At 68.5% G+C, this 26,866-nt stretch carries 23 protein-coding genes; 14 read left to right on the top strand and 9 right to left on the bottom strand.

Annotated elements, in window-relative coordinates:
- Positions 1–10: 10 nt before the first annotated feature.
- Entirely contained in the window at positions 11–544 is a 534-nt protein-coding gene (locus RHA1_RS28725; protein ID WP_011597972.1) for a winged helix-turn-helix transcriptional regulator, read from the bottom strand.
- A 55-nt stretch (positions 545–599) separates the two neighbouring features.
- Here RHA1_RS28725 and RHA1_RS28720 point away from each other — a divergent pair, with 55 nt between their 5' ends.
- Positions 600–2,000: an MFS transporter gene (locus tag RHA1_RS28720; protein WP_011597971.1), complete on the top strand. Its 1,401-nt coding sequence runs from the start codon at positions 600–602 to the stop codon at positions 1,998–2,000.
- On the opposite strand, the gene ychF is transcribed toward RHA1_RS28720, so the two are convergent.
- Together ychF and RHA1_RS28710 are read right to left on the bottom strand one after the other, a co-directional pair.
- Positions 1,990–3,069: a redox-regulated ATPase YchF gene (gene ychF / locus RHA1_RS28715; protein WP_011597970.1), complete on the bottom strand. Its 1,080-nt coding sequence runs from the start codon at positions 3,067–3,069 to the stop codon at positions 1,990–1,992. The genes RHA1_RS28720 and ychF overlap by 11 nt on opposite strands.
- 47 nt (positions 3,070–3,116) lie before the next feature.
- Positions 3,117–3,530, bottom strand: a complete 414-nt coding sequence (locus RHA1_RS28710; protein WP_011597969.1) for a CD225/dispanin family protein — start codon at positions 3,528–3,530, stop codon at positions 3,117–3,119.
- Positions 3,531–3,649: 119 nt separating this feature from the next.
- On the opposite strand from RHA1_RS28710, the gene RHA1_RS28705 reads away from it, so the two are divergent.
- The 4 genes from RHA1_RS28705 (at position 3,650) to RHA1_RS28690 (ending at position 9,130) form a co-directional block, all read left to right on the top strand.
- Positions 3,650–5,227: an FMN-binding glutamate synthase family protein gene (locus tag RHA1_RS28705; protein ID WP_016883361.1), complete on the top strand. Its 1,578-nt coding sequence runs from the start codon at positions 3,650–3,652 to the stop codon at positions 5,225–5,227.
- Between the two features lie 126 nt (positions 5,228–5,353).
- Positions 5,354–7,657, top strand: coding sequence for a carbon starvation CstA family protein (locus RHA1_RS28700; RefSeq protein WP_009479125.1), 2,304 nt, complete (start codon positions 5,354–5,356; stop codon positions 7,655–7,657).
- Entirely contained in the window at positions 7,650–7,841 is a 192-nt protein-coding gene (locus tag RHA1_RS28695; RefSeq protein ID WP_029539499.1) for a YbdD/YjiX family protein, read from the top strand. The genes RHA1_RS28700 and RHA1_RS28695 overlap by 8 nt, the downstream gene beginning before the upstream one ends.
- A gap of 77 nt (positions 7,842–7,918) precedes the next feature.
- Positions 7,919–9,130, top strand: a complete 1,212-nt coding sequence (locus RHA1_RS28690) for an AI-2E family transporter (RefSeq protein ID WP_011597967.1) — start codon at positions 7,919–7,921, stop codon at positions 9,128–9,130.
- A gap of 7 nt (positions 9,131–9,137) precedes the next feature.
- Here RHA1_RS28690 and RHA1_RS28685 read toward each other — a convergent pair whose 3' ends face one another.
- Both RHA1_RS28685 and RHA1_RS28680 read right to left on the bottom strand, forming a co-directional pair.
- Positions 9,138–12,119 (bottom strand): AAA family ATPase, encoded by a 2,982-nt coding sequence (locus RHA1_RS28685; protein ID WP_011597966.1) that lies wholly within the window; start codon positions 12,117–12,119, stop codon positions 9,138–9,140.
- A complete protein-coding gene (locus tag RHA1_RS28680; RefSeq protein WP_011597965.1) occupies positions 12,116–13,300 on the bottom strand; it encodes an exonuclease SbcCD subunit D in 1,185 nt (394 codons plus the stop codon). Before RHA1_RS28680 ends, RHA1_RS28685 begins: the two co-directional genes overlap by 4 nt.
- Positions 13,301–13,493: 193 nt before the next feature.
- Between RHA1_RS28680 and RHA1_RS28675 the strand changes: the two genes are divergently transcribed.
- A complete protein-coding gene (locus RHA1_RS28675; protein WP_041812493.1) occupies positions 13,494–14,657 on the top strand; it encodes a DNA recombination protein RmuC in 1,164 nt (387 codons plus the stop codon).
- Between the two features lie 23 nt (positions 14,658–14,680).
- Positions 14,681–15,523 (top strand): DUF6542 domain-containing protein, encoded by an 843-nt coding sequence (locus tag RHA1_RS28670; RefSeq protein WP_011597963.1) that lies wholly within the window; start codon positions 14,681–14,683, stop codon positions 15,521–15,523.
- A 28-nt stretch (positions 15,524–15,551) separates the two neighbouring features.
- Here the strand turns inward: RHA1_RS28670 and RHA1_RS28665 are convergent, their stop codons facing one another.
- On the bottom strand, positions 15,552–16,562 hold the full coding sequence (locus RHA1_RS28665; RefSeq protein WP_011597962.1) for a 4-hydroxy-3-methylbut-2-enyl diphosphate reductase: 1,011 nt from the start codon (positions 16,560–16,562) through the stop codon (positions 15,552–15,554).
- Between the two features lie 142 nt (positions 16,563–16,704).
- Here RHA1_RS28665 and RHA1_RS28660 point away from each other — a divergent pair, with 142 nt between their 5' ends.
- From RHA1_RS28660 to RHA1_RS28650, 3 genes are read left to right on the top strand one after another with little or no spacing between them, the layout of a single operon-like run.
- The gene (locus RHA1_RS28660; RefSeq protein WP_029539502.1) at positions 16,705–17,340 is read left to right on the top strand and encodes a lipid droplet-associated protein; all 636 of its coding nucleotides are present in this window, start codon (positions 16,705–16,707) and stop codon (positions 17,338–17,340) included.
- A complete protein-coding gene (xseA, locus tag RHA1_RS28655) occupies positions 17,337–18,593 on the top strand; it encodes an exodeoxyribonuclease VII large subunit (RefSeq protein WP_011597960.1) in 1,257 nt (418 codons plus the stop codon). The genes RHA1_RS28660 and xseA overlap by 4 nt, the downstream gene beginning before the upstream one ends.
- Before the next feature lie 3 nt (positions 18,594–18,596).
- Positions 18,597–18,827: an exodeoxyribonuclease VII small subunit gene (locus RHA1_RS28650; protein WP_011597959.1), complete on the top strand. Its 231-nt coding sequence runs from the start codon at positions 18,597–18,599 to the stop codon at positions 18,825–18,827.
- A gap of 14 nt (positions 18,828–18,841) precedes the next feature.
- On the opposite strand, the gene RHA1_RS28645 is transcribed toward RHA1_RS28650, so the two are convergent.
- Positions 18,842–19,411: a DUF4245 domain-containing protein gene (locus tag RHA1_RS28645; RefSeq protein ID WP_041812491.1), complete on the bottom strand. Its 570-nt coding sequence runs from the start codon at positions 19,409–19,411 to the stop codon at positions 18,842–18,844.
- A 189-nt stretch (positions 19,412–19,600) separates the two neighbouring features.
- Here RHA1_RS28645 and glpX point away from each other — a divergent pair, with 189 nt between their 5' ends.
- On the top strand, positions 19,601–20,641 hold the full coding sequence (glpX, locus tag RHA1_RS28640; RefSeq protein WP_005238998.1) for a class II fructose-bisphosphatase: 1,041 nt from the start codon (positions 19,601–19,603) through the stop codon (positions 20,639–20,641).
- A gap of 98 nt (positions 20,642–20,739) precedes the next feature.
- Positions 20,740–22,143 (top strand): class II fumarate hydratase, encoded by a 1,404-nt coding sequence (locus tag RHA1_RS28635; protein WP_009479113.1) that lies wholly within the window; start codon positions 20,740–20,742, stop codon positions 22,141–22,143.
- Positions 22,144–22,202: 59 nt separating this feature from the next.
- On the opposite strand, the gene RHA1_RS28630 is transcribed toward RHA1_RS28635, so the two are convergent.
- On the bottom strand, positions 22,203–23,060 hold the full coding sequence (locus RHA1_RS28630) for an acyl-ACP desaturase (RefSeq protein ID WP_011597957.1): 858 nt from the start codon (positions 23,058–23,060) through the stop codon (positions 22,203–22,205).
- A 156-nt stretch (positions 23,061–23,216) separates the two neighbouring features.
- On the opposite strand from RHA1_RS28630, the gene RHA1_RS28625 reads away from it, so the two are divergent.
- Positions 23,217–24,815 (top strand): serine hydrolase, encoded by a 1,599-nt coding sequence (locus RHA1_RS28625; protein ID WP_009479111.1) that lies wholly within the window; start codon positions 23,217–23,219, stop codon positions 24,813–24,815.
- Between the two features lie 26 nt (positions 24,816–24,841).
- The gene (locus tag RHA1_RS28620) at positions 24,842–25,273 is read left to right on the top strand and encodes a limonene-1,2-epoxide hydrolase family protein (RefSeq protein ID WP_011597956.1); all 432 of its coding nucleotides are present in this window, start codon (positions 24,842–24,844) and stop codon (positions 25,271–25,273) included.
- Positions 25,274–25,336: 63 nt separating this feature from the next.
- Here the strand turns inward: RHA1_RS28620 and phoH2 are convergent, their stop codons facing one another.
- On the bottom strand, positions 25,337–26,704 hold the full coding sequence (gene phoH2, locus RHA1_RS28615) for an RNA 5'-3' helicase PhoH2 (protein ID WP_011597955.1): 1,368 nt from the start codon (positions 26,702–26,704) through the stop codon (positions 25,337–25,339).
- Between the last annotated feature and the right edge of the window lie 162 nt (positions 26,705–26,866).

The raw sequence follows: 26,866 nt of genomic DNA, 5'->3' as shown, positions 1-26,866 counted from the left end.
GTCGCGTCGATCAGGCGCTGTGCGGCCGCAGTGGAGTGAGCATCCGGCGCGGCTCACGCAGGGCCACGGCGACGGCGTCGCTGCGGGGACGGACGGCCTCCCCCGGCCCGGGCGCGACCACCAGGTCCTCGGGGCCCGGGATCGTGCCGCAGTCGGGGCATCGCCCGAAACGATCGAGTTGCGCTCCGCACACCGCGTGCGAGAACACGCGACCCGGGTAACTGCCGGGCGACACGTACTGCTCACCCCATTGCGACAGCGCATAGATGCTCGGCCACAGAGCCTTCCCGGCCTCGGTGAGTTCGTACTCGGGATGACCGCCGTCTGCGACACGGACGAGGACGCCGGCCTCGACGAGAGCGGTCAGCCGGTCCGTCAGGACGGCGCGCGAGATGTCGAGGTGGGCAAGCAGATCACTGAAGCGGCGGACCCCGTAGAAACAGTCGCGCAGCACAAGCATCGTCCACCGCTCACCCACCACTTCGAGGGCGCGAGCGAGGTTGCAGTTCTGCTGCGAGTACCCGGTTCCCAGTGCCACACCCACATGCTAACGCAATTCAGTCTTGTCACCAGACCAAAATGGTTCTAAGTTCAGTCTTGTGAACAGACCAACTGCGGTTGCCCCACTGATCCGTGCACACACTCCCCGCCCGGGGACCACGCTGGCCGTCGCATCGCTCGGGACGTTCGTCGCCCTGGTCGCGTTCTGCGCCCCGCTCGGCAACATGCCCACCGTTGCCGCGGCGCTGTCGGCGGGCCCGGCAGCGCAGACGTGGATTCTCAGTTCGATGAGCGTCGGCCTCGCCGCGGTCCTGCTGACCGCGGGCGCACTCGCCGACGACTACGGCAGGCGCCGGGTGTTCCACTGGGGTGCCTGGCTTCTCGCCCTGGGCGCGGTGGTCGGCGCGGTCAGTCAGGAACCCGTCCTATTCATCGTCGGACGACTGATCCAGGGAGTGGCGGGGGCGGCATTGATCGCGGCCAGCCTCGGCGCCGTCGCACATGCCTTCACCACCCCGGCGGCAAGGGCGACGGCGAGTGGAATCTGGGGTGCGAGCGTCGGCGCCGGCATCGCCGTCGGCCCCGTCGTCGCGGGCCTCCTCGACCTCGCCGGGTGGTGGCGCGGCCTGTACTGGGCACTCGCCGTCGCATCGCTCGTGATCGGACAGGTCGCGACGCGCGCGCTCGCGGAGTCACGCTCCGCCGTCCCCAAGCGGATCGACGTCCCGGGAGCGGTCACGCTGTGCGCCGCGATGGTCCTGGTGCTCGTCGCACTTGTCGAGGGCAGACAGGGCAACATTGCCGCCACCGTGCTCTGCGGCGTCGGCGCGGCCGTGTTCACCCTTGTCTTCGTCGCGGTCGAGCGGCGGCGACCGTTCCCGATGCTCGACCTCACATTGTTCCGTCGACGCGACTTCCTGGCCGCCACCCTCGCGGCCCTCGCGACCGGGGCGGGCATCATCGGCCTGATGTCGTTCGCGTGCACGTTCCTGGTCAAGACGATGCACGTCAGCACGCTGGCCGCAGCCGGGGTGATCGCGCTGTGGTCGGGCACGAGTGTCGTGGCGTCGCTGCTCGCCCGCACACTCCCGGCAAGGCTCGCCGGCTCACCACAACTCGTCATCGGACTCGCCGGCGTCGGCCTCGCCATGCTCACGATGACGGGCCTCACCCCCGACTCGTCCCTGCTGCGATTGGTCCCGGGACTGCTGCTCGCCGGCGTCGCGAGCGGCCTGCTCAACGCCGGCCTCGGCCGCCAAGCCGTCGCCAGCGTGCCCGCCGATCAGGGCGGACTCGGCAGCGGCGCCAACAACACCGCCCGCTACCTCGGCTCCTCCATCGGCGTCACCGTCGTCAGCATCATCGCCCTCGACCCGGCAGGCACCGTCGATGGCATGATGTTGGGCTGGAACTCCGCCGCCGTCACCACCGGGCTGATCTCACTCGTCGGCGCAGGAGTGGTCGGGGTGCTCGTGCGAGGAACCGCCGTCAGACGTTGAAGCGGAACTCCACCACGTCGCCGTCGGCCATGATGTAGTCCTTGCCCTCCATGCGGACCTTGCCAGCGGCCTTGGCGGCTGCCATGGATCCGGCGGCGATGAGGTCGTCGAAGGAGACGATCTCGGCCTTGATGAAGCCGCGCTCGAAGTCGGTGTGGATGACGCCGGCGGCCTGGGGGGCGGTGTCGCCCTTGTGGATGGTCCAGGCGCGGGATTCCTTGGGACCGGCGGTGAGGTAGGTCTGCAGGCCGAGGGTGTGGAAGCCGGTGCGGGCGAGTGCGTGCAGGCCCGGCTCGGACTGTCCGATGGAGTCGAGCATCTCCTGCCGGTCCTCTTCGTCCAGCTCGAGCAGCTCCTGCTCGACCTTGGCGTCGAGGAACACAGCGTCCGCCGGGGCGACGGAGGCGCGTAATTCGGCAACCTTCGCGTCGTCGGTGAGCACGGCCTCGTCGGCGTTGAACACGTACAGGAACGGCTTGGTGGTGAGCAGGCTCAGCTCGCGCAGCAGCGAGAAGTCCAGCTTGTCCTTCGCGCTGAACAGGGTCTTGCCCTCGTCGAGGACTTCCTGCGCCTTCAGCGCCTCCTCGTGGATGGGCTTGAGTTCCTTGTTCTTCTTCGCTTCCTTCTCCAGGCGCGGCAGGGCCTTCTCCAGCGTCTGCATGTCGGCGATGACGAGCTCGGTCTCGATCACCTCGATGTCGGATGCCGGGTCGACGCGGCCGTCGACGTGCACGACGTCGTCGTCGTTGAAGACGCGAACCACCTGGCAGATGGCGTCGGCCTCGCGGATGTTGGCGAGGAACTTGTTGCCGAGGCCGGCGCCCTCGGAGGCGCCCTTGACGATGCCGGCGATGTCGACGAACGACACCGTGGCGGGCAGGATGCGCTCGGAACCGAAGATCCGGGCGAGCTCGGACAGCCGCGGATCGGGCAGTTCGACCAGGCCGACGTTGGGTTCGATGGTCGCGAACGGGTAGTTCGCGGCCAGCACGTCGTTGTTGGTCAGCGCGTTGAACAAGGTGGACTTGCCGACGTTGGGCAGTCCGACGATTCCGAGGGTAAGGCTCACGGTCGTTGGATTCTACGGCGTCGGCGTCCGATCAACGACCATCGCCCTCACCAGCTGGAGGTATTGCTGTTCGCGACGAGGGCGATGATCAGGATCGCGTACCCGATCACGAAGACGACGATCAGCGCCACCCAGATCCACAGGGCGATCTTGCCGAGCGCCTTCGCGCGGTCGGACGCGTACTGGGCGCCCTGATAGTCGCCCATCGCCCACTTGGGGTACACGTCGTGGACGTGGTTGAACGCGGCGAAGGCGAGCGGCCAGAAGAAGAGGACGGCAGCCACCGCCCATCCGGCGTTCGAGGGCGGCAGTGGCGGCGGGCCGTACTGGCCCGGGTACGGCTGCGACTGCGGCGGCTGCTGTTGCTGCGTCGGGTACTGGTAGCCGTAGGTACCCGTGTCGCCGGGCTTCGGCGGCACCGGGTTGCTCGACGATTCCGGATTGCTCGGCGACTCCGACATGACTCCCCCTGTCGTGGCAGCTGACCTCGTGCGTCCACTATCCCACCTGTCTCCCCATGTGAGTGCGAAAGTGCGCCGGAGTACGCGTCGGCACTCATGTGAGGTTCTAGTCTCAGCGAGTGACCCGCTGGTTGATCGTCCTCGCGCTATGGATCCTCGGACTGGGCGCTCTTGCGTTGACCCTCGGTGTGGCGACCGGGTGGTGGTTCGCCGCGGTCGTCCTTCTCGCGCTCGCAGCCCTGGGGACGTGGGATCTGCTGCAACGGCGCCACAGCATTCTGCGGAATTATCCGGTGCTGGGGCACGCGCGGTTCCTGCTCGAGAAGATCCGCCCCGAGATCCAGCAGTACTTCGTCGAATCGTCCACGGACGGAACGCCCTTCGACCGCGACACCCGCGACCTCGTCTACGAGCGGGCCAAGGGGACGCTCGCCGAGGAACCGTTCGGCACCGAGCGGGACGTGCACGCCGTCGGCTACGAGTTCATGGCCCACTCGCTGCGCGCCCGGATGGCACCGCCCGAGCCGCCGACCGTCCGCATCGGCGGCCCCGACTGCGAACGGCCCTACGACATCGCGCTTCTCAACGTGTCGGCGATGAGCTTCGGCTCGCTCTCCGCGAACGCCATCGAAGCCCTCAACGCCGGGGCCGCGCGCGGCGGGTTCGCGCACGACACCGGCGAGGGCGCGATCAGCCCGTACCACCGCAAGCACGGCGGCGACCTGATCTGGGAGATCGCGTCCGGCTACTTCGGCTGCCGCACGGACGACGGCCACTTCGACCCCGGCAAGTTCGCCGAACATGCGGCATCAGACCAGGTGAAGGCGATTTCGATCAAGCTGTCGCAGGGCGCGAAACCCGGGCTCGGCGGCGTGCTGCCCGGGGCGAAGGTGTCGCGGGAGATTGCCGAGACGCGCGGCGTGCCGGTCGGGAAGACGGTGATCTCCCCGCCCTCGCACACCGCGTTCTCCACCCCGAACGAGCTGATCGACTTCATCGTCACCCTGCGAACGCTCTCCGGCGGCAAACCCGTCGGGTTCAAATTGTGCGTCGGATCGCGCACCGAGTTCCTCGGCATCTGCAAGGCGATGCTCGAACGCGACGTCACCCCGGACTTCGTCATCGTCGACGGCTCCGAGGGCGGAACCGGTGCAGGTCCAGTGGAATTCGAGGACAACATGGGCATGCCCCTCACCGAGGGGCTGATGCTCGTGCACAACGCGCTCACCGGCGCCGGACTGCGGAACCGCATCAAGATCGGCGCGTCCGGGAAGGTCGCCAGCGCATCCGACATCGTCAAACGGATCATTCAGGGCGCCGACTTCACCCTGGCCGCCCGCGCGATGATGTTCGCCGTCGGCTGCATCCAGGCGCAGATGTGCCACACCAACCGCTGCCCCGTCGGAGTGACGACGCAGGACCCGGCGCGGACCCGCGCGCTCGACGTCCCCGACAAGGCGGCCAGGGTGTTCCGGTTCCAGAAGTCGACGGTGGCCGGCGCCCAGCAGATGGTGGCATCGATGGGTCTCGACAGCTTCGACCAACTGACACCGTCGATGCTCAACCGCCGGATCGACGGGGTCACCACGCGCACCTACGCGGAACTGTACGAGTGGCTGATGCCCGGCGAACTGCTCGAGGATCCGCCCTCGGATTGGCTCACCGACTGGATCGACGCCGATTCGTCTCGCTTCTGACGTCGTTTTTTCGTCGAACCGAACGTCGGCGCAATAGGGTGACGGGGGCCACAAAAGATGTGGCATCTGTCGACGGCGTCACCCCCGGCACACAATGACGACGGGGGCGCTGGGAAGGAGTTCGCGATGGCCCTGAGAGCCGCCCCCGAATCCGAGATCGAGTATCTGAAAACGGATCCGGATCTGCCAGCGGTCGGCGTCGTGGACCGCACCCCCATCTCACCGGCGGCGCGGATCACGTTCGCCGTCCTCGGCCTCCTCGGTGGCATCGCCTGGGTGATGATCGCGTTCATCCGCGGCGAGAACATCAACGCCGTCTGGTTCGTGGTGGCCGCCGTCTGCACGTACCTCATCGCCTACCGCTTCTACGCGCGGATGATCGAGCGCAAACTCGTCCAGCCCCGTGACGACCGGGCCACCCCCGCCGAAATCCTGGAAAACGGCAAGGACTACATGCCGACGGACCGGCGGGTGCTGTTCGGGCACCACTTCGCCGCAATCGCCGGCGCAGGTCCCCTCGTCGGTCCCGTCCTCGCCGCACAGATGGGCTACCTGCCCGGCACGCTGTGGATCATCATCGGCGTCGTCTTCGCCGGAGCGGTCCAGGACTTCCTCGTCCTGTGGATCTCGACGAAACGCCGCGGACGCAGCCTCGGTCAGATGGCTCGCGACGAACTCGGCCTCGTCGGCGGTGTGGCCGCCATGATCGGCGTCTTCGTCATCATGATCATCCTCATCGCTGTACTCGCCCTCGTCGTCGTCAACGCGCTCGCGGAAAGCCCGTGGGGCGTCTTCTCGATCGCCATGACCATCCCGATCGCCCTGTTCATGGGCGTCTACCTGCGGTACCTGCGCCCGGGCAAGGTCGCGGAGGTGTCGCTGATCGGCGTCGTGCTGCTGCTCCTCGCCATCGTGTCCGGCGGCTGGGTCGCCGACACCGGTTGGGGCGCCGACTGGTTCACGCTCTCCAAGGTGACCATCGCCTGGCTGATGATCGCCTACGGTTTCGCCGCCTCCGTCCTGCCCGTGTGGCTGCTGCTGGCCCCGCGCGACTACCTGTCGACGTTCATGAAGATCGGCACGATCATCCTGCTGGCCATCGGCATCCTGGTCGCGCAGCCCACCATCAAGATGCCCGACGTCACGACGTTCGCCATCCAGGGCAACGGTCCCGCGTTCGCGGGCTCGCTGTTCCCGTTCCTGTTCATCACGATCGCGTGCGGCGCGCTGTCGGGCTTCCACGCCCTCATCTCCTCCGGCACCACACCCAAGCTGCTGGCGAAGGAAAAGCAGATGCGGCTGATCGGATACGGGGGCATGCTCACCGAGTCGTTCGTCGCGATCATGGCGCTCGTCACCGCGTGCATCATCGACCAGCACCTGTATTTCGCGCTCAACGCGCCGGCCACCCTCACCGGCGGAACCCCCGAGACGGCCGCCGCCTACGTGAACGGCCTCGGACTGTCCAGCCCGAACATCAGCCCCGACACCCTCTCGCAGGCCGCGGAGAACGTGGGCGAGGAGTCGATCATCTCCCGCACCGGCGGTGCCCCGACGCTCGCGTTCGGCATGTCGGAAGTGCTCAGCCAGTTCCTCGGCGGCGCCGCCCTCAAGTCGTTCTGGTATCACTTCGCGATCATGTTCGAGGCGCTGTTCATCCTCACCACCGTCGACGCAGGCACCCGTGTCGCCCGGTTCATGCTGTCGGACTCGCTCGGCAACTTCGGTGGACCCGCCCGCAAGTTCAAGGATCCGTCGTGGCGCGTCGGAGCCTGGGTGTGCTCGCTGGCCGTCGTCGGACTGTGGGGCGCGATCCTGCTCATGGGCGTCACCGACCCGCTCGGTGGAATCAACACCCTGTTCCCGCTCTTCGGCATCGCGAACCAGCTGCTCGCCGCGATCGCGCTGATGGTGGTCCTCGCCATCGTCATGAAGAGGGGCCTCTTCAAATGGGCATGGATTCCGGGCGTTCCCCTCGTCTGGGACCTGATCGTCACCATGACGGCGTCCTGGCAGAAGATCTTCTCCGGCAACACCGCCGTCGGCTACTGGTCCCAGCACGCCGCGTTCAAGGAGGCGAAGGAAGCCGGCAAGACCAGCTTCGGTTCCGCCAAGACTCCCGAGGCCATCGACGCCGTCATCCGCAACACGTTCATCCAGGGCACCCTGTCGATCGTGTTCGCCGGACTCGTCCTCGTCGTCGTGGTGGCCGGAGCGCTCGTCTGCATCAAGGCATTCCGGGCGGGTGGACTGCCGACCACCGAGTCACCCGAGCAACCGTCGAAGATCTTCGCGCCCGCCGGGTTCGTCCCCACCGCCGCCGAGAAGGAACTCGACAAGGAGTGGAACGAACTCATCGCATCGGGCGTCGTGCGCGCACCCGGTGCTGCACACACCCACACGGACCGGGCACATCACCATGATGAATAGGGTCGTGGGGGCCGTCCGGACCGCCTGGTGGTGGACGGGGTCGCTGATGGGCGACCACGACTACAGCAGGTACGTCGAACACCTTCGCCGGAACCATCCGGAGGCCGAGGTGCCGACCGAGCGCGAGTACTGGAAGGCCCGCTACGCGGACGCCGACGCGAACCCGGGTGCCCGCTGCTGCTGACCTCACCGGGCCGTCCCGGCGTCCCCCAGTACTGTCAGTACTGATCGGCTGAGCAGACACGGCAGGGAGGACCATCTGTGACGGAGAAGGAAGCCCCGGCACCGTCCGGGAGCGCAATCACGAAACCGGACCGCGGGCATCTCATCGGGGTGGGTGCGATGTGGGTGGCCAAGTGGTCGCTGGTCCTCGTGGCCATCTCGCTGGGCGCGTTGTTGTTCGGGTGGATCATCGAAAAGCTGTGGGTGATCGTCCTCCCCGTGCTGCTGGCCGTCGTGGTGTGCACGGTGCTGTGGCCGCCGACGCGGGCGATGACGAGACGGCGTATCCCCCCGGCGGCGGCCGCCGCGACGTCGCTCGTCGTGTTCATCGCCGTCGTCGCCGGAATCATCGCGGGCATCGTGCCGTCCGTGGTCAACCAGGCACCCGAGCTGGCCAACAAGGCCACCCAGGGCATCAACCAGGTGCAGGACTGGTTGAAGGGTCCGCCGATCAACCTGCAGGACGATCAGATCGACCAGGGCATCCACACCATCGTCGTGAAGGTGCAGGAAAGTGGGACGGTCATCGCGTCCGGTGTGTTCACCGGCGTCAGCACCGCCAGCTCCCTGCTGCTCACACTCGGCCTCGTGCTGGTGCTGTCGTTCTTCTTCATCAAGGACGGCCCGCGGTTCATCCCGTGGCTGCACTCCGTCGGCGGCGGCCGCGCGGGCCGTCACCTCGAAGTGGTGCTGGGCCGCATGTGGGACACGCTCGGCGGGTTCATCCGGACGCAGGCACTGGTCAGCCTCATCGACGCCGTCTTCATCGGCGCCGGACTGCTCATTCTCGGTGTGCCGCTCGCACCGGTCCTCGCGATCCTGACGTTCATCGGTGGCTTCGTCCCGATCGTCGGTGCGTTCGTCGCCGGTGCTCTCGCCGTGCTCGTCGCGTTGGTGGCCAACGGTCTCACCACCGCGGTGATCGTGCTGATCATCATCCTCGTGGTGCAGCAGATCGAGGGCAACGTGCTGCAGCCCGTTCTCCAGAGCAAGAGCATGAAACTGCACGCCGTCGTGGTTCTGCTCGCCGTCACCGCCGGTGGCTCCGTGTTCGGGATCGTCGGCGCCTTCCTCGCGGTGCCCGCCGCCGCCGTCGCCGCCGTGGTGGTGCGCTACATCGGTGAGCAGATCGACGAGCACAGCGCCGAAAGCAACATCGCCGACGCCGTCGCCGCGAACGACGACCTCGACGACGCCGAACGGGAGGGCGTCACCGTCGACGAGGCCGCCGTCGCGCCCAAGGCGGACTGACCGGCGGTCAGCCGGCGACCACCTCCACGGTGGAGCCGGTGCGTCCGCGAATCACGTGCAGCCGGCTCGGGATTCGCTGACGCATCTCGTCGACGTGACTGACGATCCCGACCACCCGGCCGCCGTCACGAAGCTCGTCGAGCACGCCCATCACCGAGTCGAGGGTGTCCGCGTCGAGGGTGCCGAATCCCTCGTCGATGAACATCGTGTCGAGGACGACGCCTCCCGACTCCGCCGCGACGACATCGGCGAGACCGAGCGCCAGCGACAGCGACGCCAGGAACGACTCACCACCGGACAGGGTCTTGGCCGAACGCACCACCCCGGTGTAGTCGTCGCGGATGTCCAGCCCCAGACCGCCGCGGCGGCCTCGCGGACCGGCCTCGTCGCTGTGGACGAACTCGTACCGTCCCGCCGACATCCGGCCGAGCCGCGCGGATGCCGAGACGGCCACCTCTTCCAGCCGGGCCGCCAGCACATACGATCGCAGCGACATCTTCCTGGCGTTCTGGCCACGGCCCGCGATCACCTCGGCGAGGGCAGCCAGCTCCTCGTGCGCGGCCTGCATCGGCGCAATCGCCTCGGCGGCCTTGTCGAGCTGACCGACGAACCGTTCCAGATCGAGCAGACGGCGCTCGGCGTCGGACGCCGCCGCGACGGCGACGTTCACGACCTCCGCGGCCACGTCGTGCGCGTGCTGGACGGACGCCAGTTCCACGGGATCCGCCTCGGCGACGGCAACGACCTCGGGGTCGTCGAGCACGCTGCGCGCCCCGACCTCGGCGTCTCGCGCCGCCGTGAGGACGGCCTCGATCTCGCCCTGACGGGCGGCCGTCCGGACCGCGGCCACGGCGTCGGCAGTGCTGTCGAAACCGGCGTCGCCGGCCAGTGTTTCGGCCTTGGCCGCGAGTTCACGGGCCGCCGACTCGGCTCCGGCACCGGCGTCCCGCGCGTCGAGCAGCTCGGATGCGGACTCGGCGAGCGCATCGAGTCGTGCGCGGCGCGCCTCCACGCTCGGGTCGTCGCCCGCCGCCTCGCTCACCCGGGCCCGGATCTCCCCGAGCTGTGTCGTGCTCGCCGTGATCCTCTCGGCGACGGTGGCGGCGTCGACGCCCAGGTCCCGCGACCGTTCCTGCAGGTGACTCTCGCGGTCCCGTAGCTCGGTGAGCGACGCGGACCGACGCTCGACCTCGTCGCCGAGCGCAGTCGCCTCCCCCACCGCCGTCTCCGCGGCCGTGAGTGCCTGGGCGAGTTCGTCCGCGTCACCGTCGCCACCGCGCTGGACGAGCACGCCGATCGCGCGCTCCACCGCGCCCAGTTTCTCGGTCGCGGTCGTCATCGCCGCCGCGGCCTTCTGCTCCGCGGCGAGGGCCTTGTCCTCGTCGGTCTTCGTCACCGACAGCTCGGACGGTTCGGCAGGCTGCGGGTGCTCGGATGAACCGCACACCTGGCACGGGACACCGTCCTCGAGCGTGCCCGCCAATTCGGCTGCCATGCCCGCGATCCGACGTTGCAGAAGGTCGAGCCAGTGCTCCCGCGCGTCCTGATGCTGTCGCCGGGCATCGAGCACACCGCGCTCGAGCCGATCCCGCTCGGCCCGGCGGGTGCGGAGATCCGCCGCCGCCGAGGCAGCGTCGGCCGCCCGGTCCCGGGCATCGACGAGCCCGGGCACCGCGGCGCGGGCCTTCTGCGCCGAGTCGAGCGCCTTCTCCGCTTCCCTCAGAGCGAGCGGCAATTGTTCGCGCTCCCGGGACAGCGCGTCGCCGGCCTCGGCGAGTTCGACCTGCCGGGTACGCAGCCGATCCACTTCGACAGCGAGCCGGTCGGCGGCGAGGGATTCGGCGAGTGCCCCGTCGAGGCGGACGATCTCATCACGCCAGGCGCGGATACGCGACCGGATGTGCTCCCGTTCGTCGGCGGTCGGAGGCCACGACAACTCCGACACGAGATCGGCGCCGCCCACCGTCGAACGCAACCCGTCCGTGATCGCCTCGACGTTCCGCGCGGCGGCCGCGGCCTTGGCCCGGGCGGCGTCGGCGTCGCGTGCCACGGTCGCGACCGGTTCGGCCCGTCGCGCATCCGCCAATTCGGCGACGAGGACCGCCCGCCGGTCCGCTCCCGCTGCGTGCGCCTCGAGTTCCGCCTCGGCTCGCCGCCTGCGGTTCTGCAGTTCGAGGACACGGCGCGCCTCCGTCAGCGCATCGCGGGTCACCTTCGCCTGACTCTTGGCCGTCTGCAGGTCGTCCGCGGCCAGGTCGCGAGTCTCGCGCGCCTCGGCCTCGAGCTTGTGAGCCCAGGTCACCGGATCGGCGTCGGCGCCCCCCTCGATGCCTGCGGCAGTCGCGACCCGCGCCAGCAGGACGTCGACGGCCCGTTGATGCTCGTCCAGGTCGTGGGCGCTGGTTCGCCTGCGGTCGAGGAACCACTCCTCCACCGTCCCGAATCGGGTGGTGTCGAACAGCCTCTCCAGAAGCTGACCGCGTTCTTCGTTGTCGGCGCGCAGGAACTTCGCGAACTCTCCCTGCGGCAGCAGGACCACCTGGAAGAACTGGTCGGCGCTCATGCCCATCAGCCGCCCGACCTCGTCGGCGATGTCGGGGATTCGTGACAGGTTCTCCCCGCGACCGTCGAGCCAGGTGAGCGTGGCCTTCGCGTTTTCCTTGATGGTCCCCGACCCACGGCGCTTGGGACGCTCGAACTCCGGGCTGCGGACGAGTCGCAGATGCCGGCCCGCGATCGTCGCCTCGAGCGTCACCGTCGGAACGGAACCGGCGGGCGCGTGGTCGGACAGAAGGCGCTTGCCGTCCTTCCGTGCCCCGGGCACCGTGCCGTACAGCGCGAACGCCACCGCGTCGAGGATCGTCGTCTTACCGGCGCCGGTATGACCGTGCAGCAGAAAGAGCCCGTCGGCGCCGAGCCGATCGAAGTCGACTTCCACGGATCCTGCGAACGGCCCGAAGGCTTCGACCTCGAGTCGATGCAGCCTCATGCCGTCTGTTCCAGAGCGACGACCTCGGCGGTGCCTTCGCCGGACCGGCCGGCGAAGCCGAGTGCGGCCTCCACCAGCCGGATCTCGCCGGTCGACGGCTCGCTGCGCACGTCGGTGAGGAAGCTGCGCGTGATCTGCAGATCGCTGCGCCCGTGGACCTTGTCGCGGTAGCGCAGATCGTCGCCGCCTTCGGGGCGTTGCCACTCGAGGTGCACGGCGAACGGGAATCGCGTCTGGAGTGAGCGCATGGCGTCGACCGGACGTTCCGGGTCGGTGAGCACCGCCGACACGTAGCAGTCCTCGGCGTCGCGGAACGTGTCGTCCTCGAGCAACTCCTGCACCGTCCCGGTCAGTTGCCGGAGACCGCGGACCACCGGCAGGTCGACCCGCTCGACGGCGCGCAGTCCGTCGGCGTCGAGATCCACGAGGTAGACCGCCTTGCTGTGGGTGCGCTCGCCGAAGGAATACGGCAGCGGCGAACCCGAGTACCGGATGTTCTCGGCGAGGGTCTGCGGCGAGTGGAGGTGGCCGAGCGCGACGTAGTCGACCCCGCCGAAGGCCGACGCCGACACCGTCTCGACGCCGCCGACGGAGATGGACCTCTCCGATCCGGTGGCCTCTGCGCCCACGACGAACGCGTGCGCCAGGACGACGGACCTGGTGCGCGGACCGGTGTCGTTGCGACCGTCGAGGTCGGCGCAGACGCGGTCCATCGCGGCGTCGAGGATCTCGGCGTGCGAGCGGGCGGTCGGCACGTCCAGTTGCGCGCGGGTGATCTCGGGCTCGAGATAGGGAATGCCGTAGAACGCGACGGGACCGTGCTCGTCGTCGAGCACCACGGGCGAGCCGATCCCGGCGACCGTCGTCATGAGGTGCAGCCCGCCCGCGCGGGAGAACGCGGCACCCGCCCCGAGCCGCGCCGCGGAGTCGTGGTTCCCGGACGTGGCGACGATGACCGCACCGGCGTCCCGGATCGCTTCGAATCCGCGGTTGCACACGGTGACGGCGTCCGCGCTGGGGATCGACCGGTCGTACACGTCCCCGGGAACGACGACGACGTCCACGCCGTGCTCGGCGACGAGGGCGGCGATCGCGTCGAGCACACGGGCCTGGTCGGTGAGCAGGTCCACCCCGTGGAACGTGCGTCCGATGTGCCAGTCCGAAGTGTGCAGGATCCTCATGTCCCGAGACCGTAGAGCACGGTGCCGACAACCTCGAACACCTCGGCTGCGTGGCGTCGGAGCGATTGGACGTGTCGCTGGGGCGGTGCCCCACATGTCGCTGGGGCGGTGCCCCACATGTCGCTGGGGCGGTGCCCCACATGTCGCTGGGGCGGTGCCCCACATGTCGGTAGGGCGGTGCACCATGAGCCACATGAATGCACTCGCTGCACTCGGAATGCTCCTGGCGCTGGCCGCGGGCACCGCCCTCGGGTGGCTGTTGCACGCGGCGCGGAGCAGTGATCGGGCAGCGCGAGCGGAGGCACAGCTCGCCGCGCTGCGCGAGAACGAGGCCCTCCTCCGGCAGTCGCTCGGCGCGGTCAGCGAAGACTCCGCCCGCCGCCACTCGGGTGCGATCGGCGAGCAGATCTCGCGACTGGTCGGGCCGCTGCACGAGGCCGTCGGCGCCCTGGCGGAACAGGTGGACCACGTCGAACGCAACCGCGTTCACGCGTACGCCGGGCTCAGTGAGCAGGTCGAGGGCATGCACCGCACCTCACAGATGCTGTCCACGCAGACGAACAGACTCGTCACGGCGCTGCGGGCGCCGCAGATCCGGGGCAGGTGGGGCGAGATCCAACTCGAGCGGGTGGTCGAACTGGCCGGGATGGTCCGGCACTGCGACTTCGACACCCAGGTGTCGAAGGACGGTGTCCGTCCCGACCTGCTCGTGTACCTCGCGGGCGGCAAGCAGATCGTGGTCGACGCCAAGGTCCCGTTCGCGGCGTATTTGGACGCCGCGCAGACGGAAGACCCGACCGCCAGGGAACAGCACCTCATCCGGCACGCCCGGCAGCTGCGCACGCACGTCGACCAGTTGGCCGACAAGACGTATTGGGAGTCGTTCGACCCGACGCCGGAGTTCGTGGTCCTGTTCGTGCCCGGTGACCCGTTCCTGGACGCGGCGCTGATCGCCGACTCCGGGCTGCTCGAGCACGCGTTCTCGCGGAACGTGATCCTCGCCACCCCCACCACTCTCATCGCGTTGCTGCGGACCATCGCGCACACCTGGCGGCAGGAGGCGCTGTCGCAGGACGCCGCGAAGATCCACCAACTCGGCCGGGAGCTGTATTCGCGGCTGGGCACGGTCGGCGCGCATCTCGACCGCCTCGGCTCACAACTCGGCAAGGCCGTCGACTCGTTCAATCTCACCGTCGCGTCGATGGAGTCCCGGGTCACAGTCACCGCCCGCAAGCTCCACGACCTCGACGTGTTCGACGGCGACGTCACCGAGGTCAGCGCCGTCGATTCGTGGCCGCGACGCACAAATCTCGAGGATCTCTCAGGCTCTACCGGTCACGCCAACGAGGCTAGTTAACAAGTTGCCGCTACTGTCGTTGTGTGTCTGCAACCCAACGTGCTCGCTCTGGGGTGCCGCTCGACAGGCGGTCGATTGTCCCTACGGTCCCCGGTCTCCCCTGGTGGGGTGTCATTCTCCTGGCCGTCGGAGTCACCTTTGTCGGATTCGCTGTCGATGCGGCTCGTGGCACGGAACTCACGGCTGCGTTCTCCACGTTTTATTTCCTCGGCTGCGTTCTCGCCGTGGCGGCTGCCGGCAATCGGGCGCTGTTCACCGCGATCGTCCAGCCGCCGCTGATCCTGTTCGTCGCGGTGCCGCTCGGGCAGAGTCTCATCGCGGACGAGAACAGCACCGCACTGAAAGACCTGGCGATCAACGTCGCATATCCGCTGGTCAACCGTTTTCCGGTGATGCTCGCCGCCACCGTGGTGACCCTGCTGATCGGCGGCCTCCGCCTCTTCCTGCTGCAGCAACGCAAGACCGGTCCCGCCCGTACGTCCGAGCGGCGACGCGCGCAGCGGGCGCCACGCGCCGCCCGCCCTCGGCGCGCACCCGAGGAGTCGGAGCAGTCTCCGCCGCCGCGCCGGGCGCGTGACAAGGACGCTGCGCGGGAACATCCCCGCTCGGCGCGACGGGCAGCCACCCCACCGCCTCGTCGCTCCTCGTCGTCGGGAGGACGCACCGCGCCCCCACCACCGATGGTCGACCGGGCAGCGCAGGCTCCCCGCTCGGCGCCTCCGCGCACCAGTCAGGCGCCGCGTTCGGTCCCGCCGCGGACGACGCCGCGACCCTGGCCGAACCCCGACGTGCCGGCCCACCCCATTCCGCAGGTGCGCTACCGCGACCGGTACGAGCCGCCGTTCGAGACGGAGCAGCCCCGCTAGAGCAGCGGCGGGGCAGGTAGCGGGCCGATCAGGTCCGCGCGGCGCGCAGCTCGCGCGGCAGTGCGAAGACCAGTGTCTCGTTGGCGGTGGTGACCGGCTGGACGTCGTGAAATCCGTGTTCGTCGAGTAGATCGATCACACCGCGCACCAGGATCTCCGGCACGGACGCACCGGACGTGATCCCGACCGTCCGGACGCCGTCGAGCCAGGCCGGATCCACTTCGCGCGCGTAGTCCACCAGGTACGACGCCTTCGCGCCCGCGTTCAGAGCGACCTCGACGAGACGAACGGAATTCGAGGAGTTGCGGGATCCGACGACGATGACGAGGTCGCATTCGGGTGCCATCGCCTTGACCGCCACCTGACGGTTCTGGGTGGCGTAGCAGATGTCGTCGCTCGGGGGGTCCTGCAGATTGGGGAAACGCTCCCGCAGCCGGGCAACCGTCTGCATCGTCTCGTCGACGCTCAACGTGGTCTGCGACAACCAGATGACCTTCGATTCGTCGCGGACCGTCACCGCGTCGACGGAGTCGGGCCCGTCGACCAGTTGCACGTGATCGGGGGCTTCACCGGCGGTGCCCTCCACTTCCTCGTGGCCCTCGTGGCCGATCAGGAGGATGTCGAAGTCGTCGCGGGCGAAGCGCTTGGCTTCCTGGTGGACCTTCGTGACCAGCGGGCACGTGGCGTCGATGGTGCGCAGGTTGCGCGCCGCAGCTGATTCGTGGACCGCGGGAGACACGCCGTGGGCGGAGAACACCAGCAGCGCGCCCTCCGGAACCTCGTCGGTCTCGTCGACGAAGACGACACCCTGATCGGTGAGCGTATCGACGACGTGCCGGTTGTGGACGATCTCCTTGCGGACGTAGATCGGGGCGCCGTGCTTCTCGAGCGCCTTCTCCACCGTCTCGACGGCGCGGTCCACGCCGGCGCAGTAGCCGCGGGGCTCCGCGAGCAGTACCCGCTTCTCGCCGTCGGCACGCGACGCCCCCGAATCTGCCGAACGTGTGATACCCACATTGAGTGGAACAGCCGAAGACATGGTTCCAGACTACGGGTCACCCCGGACGGACGACACTTTCGCGGGGTCTCCGCCCGGTAGTGTGCGCATCGTCGCACCGCTGTCGTCGGCGCTGTGGGCACGTCGGCTACCCAAACGTGCCGTTGTCAGGCAGGCTGTGGGAATGATTCGTCCCCCCTTCGTGGCGCGTGTCGCCGCTGGAATCGCCGTGACGGCCGTCGAAGAGGCCAGGAAGCTGCCGACCACCGCGGCGACCCTGCCCATGACCGCGGTCAGTCAGGTGCTGCAGACCACGATGCGTGTTCAGCAGTCCATGACGGCGCTGGCCATCAAGGGCGACCAGGCTTTCGCACTGATCAACTGGACCCACGACGACGAGCAGCCGGCCTGGGCCGTCTTCGACGACGACACCGATCCGGAACCCGTTGTCGACGGCGTGACCGACGAGCGGCCGGCCGGACCGGGCCGGTTCGCCCTGTACTCGCTGAGCCCGCAGGACGAGAGCACACCCGAGAAGGTCTCGACCCCGAAGGCTGCTCCCGCCGCCGCGACCAACGGCTCGACCCCCGTGAAGGCGGCGAGCAAGAAGGCCGCGACCTCCGCGCCGACGGTGGCCGAACCCGAGATCGCCGTCGTACTCGACTACGGCACGCTGACGCTCGCCCAGCTGCGGGCGCGCCTGCGTAGCCTGTCCGTCGAGGACCTCACGACGCTGCTGGACTACGAGAACGCGACCCTGGCACGAGCGCCGTTCCAGACCATGCTGACCAACCGCATCACCTCCGCCAAGGCGAAGTGACCTCCGCACAGCCCCGCGCAACCAGTACCGGACCGAGTACCGCCGAGCAGCCCTGGCCGGTCCGCACCGTGTCGGCCAAGGTCGCACAGTGGATCGACCGGCTCGGGAGTGTCTGGGTCGAGGGGCAGATCACCCAGATCAACGCGCGTCCGGGAACCCGGACCGCGTTTCTGGTGCTGCGGGATCCGTCCGTCGACATGTCGCTGTCGGTGACCTGTTCCCCGCAGCTGTTGCAGAACTCCCCCGTCCCGCTCACCGAGGGCAGCCGGGTGGTGATGTTCGGCAAGTTGTCGTTCTACACGGGCCGAGGGTCGGTCTCGCTGCGGGTGACGGAGATCCGCGCGATCGGGATCGGTGAACTCCTCGCCCGGATCGAGCGGTTGCGCGCGCTGCTGGCCGCGGAGGGTCTGTTCGACCCTCGGCTGAAGCGTCCGCTGCCGTTCCTGCCGGGCACCATCGGGCTGATCACCGGTCGCGCGAGCGCCGCCGAGCACGACGTCCTCAGTGTGGCGCAGCGCCGCTGGCCCGCCGTGCGCTTCGAGGTCCGCAACACCCCGGTGCAGGGCGCGACCGCCGTTCCGCAGATCCTCGACGCGTTGAAGGAATTGGACGCCGACCCGCACGTCGACGTGATCATCCTCGCGCGCGGCGGCGGCAGTGTGGAGGATCTGCTGCCGTTCTCCGACGAGACGCTGTGCCGCGCGATCGTCGCCTGCCGAACTCCGGTGGTCAGCGCCATCGGCCACGAGCCGGACAGTCCGCTCAGCGATCACGTCGCCGACCTGCGGGCCGCGACACCGACGGATGCCGCCAAGCGGGTGGTGCCGGACGCCGTCGCCGAGCAGGCACTCGTCGGCGAATTGCGGTCACGGAGCGCGGCGGCGCTGCGCAACTGGGTGCAGCGCGAGTCGGACCTGATCTCCCAGCTGCGGAGCCGGCCGGTGCTCGCCGACCCGCTGCGCGCACTCGACCACCGGTCGGACGAGGTCGAGCGACTGTGGGAGGCCGGGCGACGCGATATCAGCCGGGCGATCGCCGCGGAGAGCACCACGATCGAGCACCTTCGTGCACGGCTGACGACCCTCGGGCCCGCCGCGACCCTGGCCCGCGGCTACTCCGTGGTTCAGCGGATCGTGCCCGACGGCGATCCCGAGGTACTGCGTTCGGTCGACGACGCCCCACCGGGCACCCAGATTCGCGTTCGAGTCGCCGACGGCGCAATCCGTGCCGCGGTGATGGGAAAGGACAAGTAGGACATGAGCAAGCCCACCGGAAACGACACCGACATCGCGGAGCTCGGTTACGAGGCGGCGCGCGACGAACTCGTCGACGTGGTCAAGGTGCTCGAACAGGGCGGCCTCGACCTCGACGCGTCACTCGCGCTGTGGGAGCGGGGCGAGGCCCTGGCCAAACGCTGCGAGGAGCACCTCGCCGGGGCACGCAAGCGCGTCGAGACGGCCCTCGCCCACGCCGACGACGAGGACTGACCCTCGACTGATCGTCAGGCGGCGAGGATCGGGGCGTCGGCCGCGGCGGTGGCGAGCTGCTCGAACGCCTCGGGTGATGCACTGCCCGTCACGAGGAGCCGAACGTCGCCGAAGTCGGAGACCCAGATCGGCTCGACACCCTCCCCGCCGTACACGATCCAGCTGTGACCTGCGACGTCCTCGGTTCCCGTCGCCGTACGCGGACCGCCGGCGACGAACGGCACGAGCACCGTCTCGACGGCGTTGCTCTGCGTCAGCTGGATGTAGCGGCCGGCCTCGGTGATGAAGCCGACGGTGCTCGAATCGCCGCCGCCGTCGCCGCTGACGATGCTGCGGCTGCCCGAGTTGGGCGTCCAGCCCTCCGGCGTCTCCGGCTTGCGCACCGGGAACGGAAGGTCCTGTGCGTCGTATTTCAGCGCCGCGTCGACGTCGAAGCTGGGGATCGGGCCACTGGTGGGTCCGCCCGGGCTGAACGTGCACTGGCTGGCGATACCCGCGATCAGTACGCAGAACAGGACAAGGGGTACGAGCGACCACACCATGTCGCGGTTGTTGTGCAGGATGCGGGGTTTATCGGATGCCACGCCCACCAGTATCCAGGGTCGGTCCCGGAACAACGATTCTCGGTCTCGTGATTCGCGCCCCAGCAGCGCACGTCACACTTCTTTCTGGGAGAATCAGCAGCGAGATCCACTCGACACTCGGCGGCCGACGGCCACCGACACAGCGTCGACGTACAACGTCGACCGTGACTGCACCAGGAGGCACTGCCCATGACGGCTAGCACCACTTCGAGTCGCCGCGAGGCCCCGGACCGAAATCTTGCTCTGGAATTGGTCCGAGTCACCGAGGCTGGTGCGATGGCTGCCGGTCGCTGGGTCGGCCGTGGCGACAAGGAGGGTGGCGACGGCGCCGCCGTCGACGCCATGCGCCAGCTCGTGAGCTCGGTCTCGATGCGCGGCGTCGTCGTCATCGGCGAGGGCGAGAAGGACGAAGCCCCGATGCTGTTCAACGGCGAAGAGGTCGGCAACGGCGACGGACCCGACTGCGACTTCGCCGTCGACCCGGTCGACGGAACGACCCTGATGGCGAAGGGCATGCCCAACGCGATCGCCGTCCTCGCGGTCGCCGAGCGCGGCGCGATGTTCGACCCGTCCGCCGTGTTCTACATGGAGAAGATCGCCGTCGGCCCCGACGCCGCCGATGTCATCGACATCACAGCGCCCGTCGCCGAGAACATCAAGCGCGTCGCGAAGGTCCGCAAGGCGTCCCCCTCCGACGTGACGGTCTGCATCCTCGACCGTCCCCGGCACGCCAGGCTCATCCAGGAGGTCCGGGACACCGGCGCCCGGATCCGTCTCATCTCCGACGGCGACGTCGCGGGTGCGATCGCCGCCGCGCGGCCCGAGTCGGGCACCGACATCCTGATCGGCACCGGCGGCACGCCGGAGGGCATCATCGCCGCCGCCGCCATGCGCTGTATGGGTGGTTCGCTGCAGGGCCGGCTGGCCCCCACCGACGACGCCGAGCGTCAGAAGGCCATCGACGCAGGCCACGACCTGGACCGCGTGCTCACCACCGAAGATCTCGTGTCCGGTGAGAACGTCTTCTTCTGCGCCACCGGCGTCACGGACGGCGACCTGCTCCGCGGTGTCCGCTACTACGGCGGCGGCGCCTCGACCCAGTCGATCGTGATGCGGTCGAAGTCGGGCACCGTCCGCATGATCGACGCGTACCACCGTCTCGAGAAGCTGCGCGAGTACTCGTCCGTGGACTTCACGGGCGAAGACGGCGCCGTTCCGCCGACGTTCTAGGCAGCTCCGCTGCCCGTGCGCCTTTCCGGTGGCTCCGGCTACCGGAAAGGCGCACGGGGAGCGCCCCACGACGCGCTCGGAAGTGGCATGTTTGACGCATGACCGAGAGCAACGAGCAGAAGTACCGGATCGAACACGACACCATGGGCGAGGTGCGGGTGCCCGTGGATGCCCTGTGGCGCGCGCAAACTCAGCGCGCCGTCGAGAACTTCCCGATCAGCGGTCGAGGTCTCGAGCGCACCCAGATACGTGCAATGGGTCTGCTGAAGGCAGCCTGCGCGCAGGTCAACAAGGACCTCGGCCTCCTCGACGCCGAGAAGGCGGACGCCATCATCGCGGCGGCGGGCGAGATCGCCGAAGGCAAGCACGACGATCAGTTCCCCATCGACGTCTTCCAAACAGGCTCGGGCACCAGTTCCAACATGAACGCCAACGAGGTGATCGCGTCGATCGCCGCGGCGAACGGCGTGGTCGTCCACCCCAACGACGACGTCAACATGTCGCAGTCGTCCAACGACACCTTTCCCACCGCGACGCACGTCGCGGCCACCGAGTCCGCGGTCAAGGACCTCCTCCCCGCCCTCGACCACCTGCGCCTGGCCCTGCTCGACAAGTCCACCGAGTGGAAGACCGTCGTGAAGTCGGGCCGCACCCACCTCATGGACGCCGTTCCGGTGACCCTCGGCCAGGAGTTCGGCGGTTACGCCCGCCAGATGGAGGCGGGGATGGAGCGGGTCGTGGCCTGCCTTCCCCGGCTCGGTGAGCTGCCCATCGGCGGCACCGCGGTCGGAACGGGGCTCAATGCCCCCGACGGGTTCGGCCCGAAGGTCGTCGCCGAACTGGTCAAGGCGACGGGTGTCGACGCCCTCACACCGGCGAAGAACAGTTTCGAGGCGCAGGCGGCGCGGGACGGCCTGGTGGAGGCGTCCGGCGCACTGCGCACGATCGCGGTGTCCTTGACCAAGATCGCCAACGACATCCGGTGGATGGGATCGGGACCGCTGACCGGTCTCGGCGAGATCCGTCTCCCCGACCTGCAGCCCGGCAGTTCGATCATGCCCGGCAAGGTCAATCCGGTGCTCCCGGAGGCGGCCACCCAGGTCGCCGCACAGGTGGTCGGCAACGATGCCGCGGTCGCCTGGGGCGGTGCCGCGGGCGCATTCGAGCTCAACGTCTACATCCCGATGATGGCGCGGAACCTGCTCGAATCGCTGACGTTGCTGGCCAACGTCACGCGGCTGTTCGCCGACCGGTGCGTCGTCGGGCTCGTCGCGAACATCGAGCACCTCAAGACCCTCGCGGAATCGTCGCCGTCCATCGTGACGCCACTGAACTCCGCGATCGGGTACGAGGAGGCGGCGGCCGTCGCCAAGCAGGCGCTGAAGGAGAAGAAGACCATCCGCGAGACCGTCGTCGACCGTGGTCTGATCGGCGACAAGCTGAGCGAGGAGGAACTCGACAAGCGTCTCGACGTGCTGGCGATGGCGAAGGTCGAGGACTGACCCTGCCGACGGAGAGGGCCCGCACTCGCTCGAGTGCGGGCCCTCTCGCCGCAGAAGTCCTACAGCAGCGCGGACAGCTCGTCGCGGGCCTTCTCGCCCTCGGGGCCGAGATCGGAGCGCCCGGCGATGTTCCAGGAGCGGAGCAGCGGGGCGAACACCTTCTCCCCTTGCTGGGCGGGGTCGTAGATGCCGGCCTCGGCGAGCACCGCGGTGCTGTCGGTTCCGCCGGGCAGGGCCACGCTCGGTACGTCGAAGGCCTCGATCCGCGACGCGATGGCCCGCATCGTCTGGTCGGGTACCAGCTCGAACGCGGCCTCGACGATGTTCCGGTAGAACAGCGACTGCAGTTCGTCGTCCGTGGCCAGCCGCTCGGCGATCACTGCCACCAGCGGGTCCTCGCCGAGTGCCGCCGTGTTGTGATGACGGACCGCCGCGGCCTTCTCCTCGAACGCGGAATTCGCGAGCATCTCGAGCAGGTGCATCGGCGGCATCGCGTAGCCGCGGACCATCTCGTCCATCCGGGCGCGCTCGAGGGCAACGGGGTCGACGGCGCGCGTCACCATCAGGTAGTTCCGGAGCACGATGGAGTGCCGGTTCTCCTCCGCGGTCCAGCGGCCCACCCAGCGCCACCACGGACCCACCTGGGCGAGGTGCTTGGCGATCTCCCGGTGGTACGCGGGGACGTTGTCCGCCACCAGCACACCCACGGTCAACGCGAGCGCCTCGACGTCGCTCAGGGTCGACTGATCTGCCGACCAATCCGTTCCACCCATGAACGCGAAGTTCTTGCCCTGGTCCCACGGGACCAGATCGTGCGGCTGCCAGCCGTCCGCCTCGGCGATGTGACGTGTCAGGTTTTCGTCCACCACCGGGGCCAGCTCACTGAGCAGCTGCGAGTCGTTCTTTTCAATCGGCATCCGCACACCGTAGCGTCCGCGCCCGGGCGCCGGGTCGACCACTGGTGAATTCGACGGGAACAACGGCGGCGTTGTGACGAAAACAGCCTGGTCATGGGCTTGCAGTCGTTACGCTGGCAGTTCACGGTTACCCCGGGCCCGAGCAGAGGATCACCCATGCGCAGACAGCGGAACCTGACGATACTTCTGTCGGCTCTCGCGCTCGGCGGGTCACTCGTGACGGGTTGCGGCTCCGGCTCCGACGACGCCGGTTCCGACGCGAGCCCCACCTCGGAGTCGTCGCAGCCGCCGAACCCGGGGACGGTCGCGGGCGTCGACATCCCCGACGGTCAGATCGACGACGCCGTGGGCCGTCTCGACGAACTGGCGAACGAGTTGATGGAGAGTTCCGGGCTGCCGGGTATGGCGATCGCCGTCGTCCACGGTGGGCAGACCGTGTACGCGAAGGGGTTCGGCGTGCGCGAGGCGGGCACCGATCAGAAGGTGGACGCCGACACCGTGTTCCAGCTGGCGTCGATGTCGAAATCGGTGGGGTCCACGGTGGTGGCGCATCAGGTCGATGCCGGCGTCGTCGGCTGGGACACTCCCGTGGTGTCCAAGTCGCCCGGTTTCGCGCTCGCCGACCCATGGGTCACCGAGCACGTCACGGTGGGCGATCTGTACTCGCACCGATCGGGGCTGCCCGACCACGCCGGCGATCTGCTCGAGGACCTGGGTTACAACCAGCAGCAGGTGCTCGACAAGCTCCGGCTCGAACCGCTGAACCCGTTCCGGATCACCTACGAGTACACCAACTTCGGCCTGACCGCGGCGGCGGAGGCCGTCGCGGCGGCGTCCGGGACAGATTGGGCCACGCTGTCCGAGCAGACGATCTACCGGCCGCTCGGGATGTCCTCCACGAGTTCGCGATTCGCCGACTATCAGGCACGCAGCGACCGCGCAGTCGCGCACCAGCTCGTCGACGGCAAGTACGTCGCCGACGCGGTACGCGACCCCGACGCCCAGTCCCCTGCAGGCGGGGTGAGCTCCTCCGTCAACGATATGGGCAAATGGCTGGCGATGCTGCTGGCCGACGGAACGTTCGAGGGCAAGGAGATCGTGTCACCCGAGGCGCTGCTCCCCGCGGTCAGTCCTCAGATGGTGTCCAGCCCACCGCGGTCGATGGACAGCCGTCCGGGGTCGTACGGGTACGGGTTCAACGTGTCGACCACCCCGGCAGGGCGGGTCTCCCTCAGCCACTCCGGCGGGTTCCAGCTCGGGGTGGCGACGAACTTCGTCGCGATACCGTCCGCCGACGTCGCCATCGTCGCGCTGACCAACGGGTCGCCCATCGGCATTCCCGAGTCCCTCACCGCCGAGTTCGCCGACCTCGTCCAGTTCGGGGAGATCCGTGAGGACTGGAGGTCGTTGTACCGGCAGGCGATCGCGCCGATGGACGAGCCCGAGGGTAGTCTCGTCGGCCAGACGGCCCCCGCGAACCCAGCACCGCCGCAACCCCTCCCGACCTACGCCGGCACCTACGGCAACCCGTATTGGGGCCCCGCCGTCGTCACCGAGAGCAACGGTGCGCTGACGCTCCAACTCGGGCCCGCCGGGCAGACCTTCCCACTCACCCACTGGGACGGCGACACCTTCACCTTCACACCCCGCGGTGAGAACGCCCCACCTGGAACCATCTCGAAGGCGACGTTCGCCGGCAACAACGTCACACTCGAGTTCTACGACACGGAAGGCCGGGGTACATTCGTCCGCTGAGCCGACACATCGACGGGAAGAAGATCATGAGCACGAACTCGCACGCACCCACGGGAACCGCTCGAACGGACACGGCAGATGTCCAGGTGGTCCGGGCATTCCTGGACGCACTCGTCGCAGGCGACCCGGACGCCGCGCAGCAGTATCTGCACCAGGACATCGTGTGGCACAACGTGTCGCTGCCCAAGATCCGCGGCCTCGGCGCCGTCATGCGGATACTCCGCGGAATGAGCCGCCCCGGTGTCGGATTCGACGTGCGCCTGCACCACATCGCCGGCGACGGTACGGCCGTGCTGACCGAACGCACGGACGTCCTGATCTACAAGCGGCTGCGCAGCGAATTCTGGGTGTGCGGCACGTTCGAGATGAAGGACGGCAAGATCGCCGTCTGGCGCGACTACTTCAGCAGCCGGGACTTCCTGTGGGGCACGCTCAAAGGGATCGTGCGCGCCTTCTGAAGTGTCCGCCCGATGCCGCACGGATCGTGCGGCATCGGGCGGATCACGCTGCGGGGCAGGCGCCTACGGCGTCGGACCGAACTCCTCCAGCATCTCCGTCACGAGCGCCGCGATCGGCGAACGCTCACTGCGCGTCAACGTGATGTGCGCGAACAGCGGATGCCCCTTGAGCTTCTCGATCACCGCGGCCACACCGTCATGACGTCCGACCCTCAGGTTGTCGCGCTGCGCGACGTCGTGGGTGAGGATAACCCGGGAGCCGGTGCCGAGCCGGGACAGCACCGTGAGCAGCACATTGCGTTCCAGCGACTGCGCCTCGTCCACGATCACGAACGAATCGTGCAATGACCGTCCGCGAATATGCGTGAGTGGCAACACTTCCAGCATGCCGCGACTGATCACCTCGTCCATCACCTCGGTGCTGGCAAGGCCGTCGAGAGTGTCGAAGACCGCCTGGGCCCACGGGCCCATCTTCTCGCTCTCACTACCCGGCAGGTAGCCGAGTTCCTGCCCGCCCACCGCGTAGAGCGGCCGGAAGACAACGACTTTCCGCTGGGTACGGCGCTCGAGCACCGCCTCCAGCCCCGCCGTCAACGCCAGCGCCGACTTGCCGGTGCCCGCCTTGCCGCCCAGCGACACGATGCCCACACTGTCGTCCAGCAGGATGTCCAGGGCGATCCGCTGCTCGGCCGAACGTCCGTGCAGACCGAATGCCTCACGCTCCCCCCGCACCAACTGCACCCGCTTGTCGGCGTTCACGCGGCCCAGTGCGCTCGACGAACCGCCCAGCAGCCGAATACCCGTGTGGCACGGAAACTCCCGAGCTTCCTCCAGGTCGACGACGCCCTCGGAGAACAGTTCGTCGATCGACGAGGACGCCACATCCAGTTCGGTCATACCCGTCCAACCGGACGGAACGACGTCGTGGGCGTGGTACTCGTCGGCGGGAAGACCCACCGCACCGGCCTTCACACGCATCGGGATGTCCTTGCTGACCAGGACGACGTCACCGCCCTCGGCCTCGAGGTTCAGGGCGCAGGCCAAAATCCTCGAATCGTTACTGTCCGTGCGGAATCCGACCGGGAGAACCGACGGGTCGGTGTGGTTCAGCTCGACCTGCAAGGTGCCGCCCTCGGTGCCGATCGGCACGGGCTGGTCGAGACGACCGTATTCCAGCCGGAGGTCGTCGAGCATGCGCAGCGATTCTCTTGCGAACCATCCCAACTCGTGGTGGTGCCGCTTCCCTTCGAGCTCGCTGATCACGACGAGGGGAAGCACCACACGATGCTCGGCGAACCTGGTGACGGCCCAGGGGTCGGACAGCAGTACGGAGGTGTCGAGTACGAATGTACGAACTGCAGAATCCGACGATTTCCTGGGGGCGGCGGACGAACGTCCGACGCGGGCTGAGACGGAGCGTGAAGCAGTCACGTTGGCTCCTAGGTCTGCGTGGCACCCACGCAAACTCGGTTCGCTGGACCGGTCCGTCCCTGGTGTGTCACCACACGAGGGCCGGGCGCCGGCCCCCTCGCACTGAGTGTGTCAGCCACGATCAGGACCTCCCGTACAAGCAACTTCCCCGCTGCCTGTTAC

The organism is Rhodococcus jostii RHA1 (assembly GCF_000014565.1).
Classification (GTDB): Bacteria; Actinomycetota; Actinomycetes; order Mycobacteriales; family Mycobacteriaceae; genus Rhodococcus_F; species Rhodococcus_F jostii_A.
This window is presented reverse-complemented; position numbering and strand designations above follow the sequence as displayed.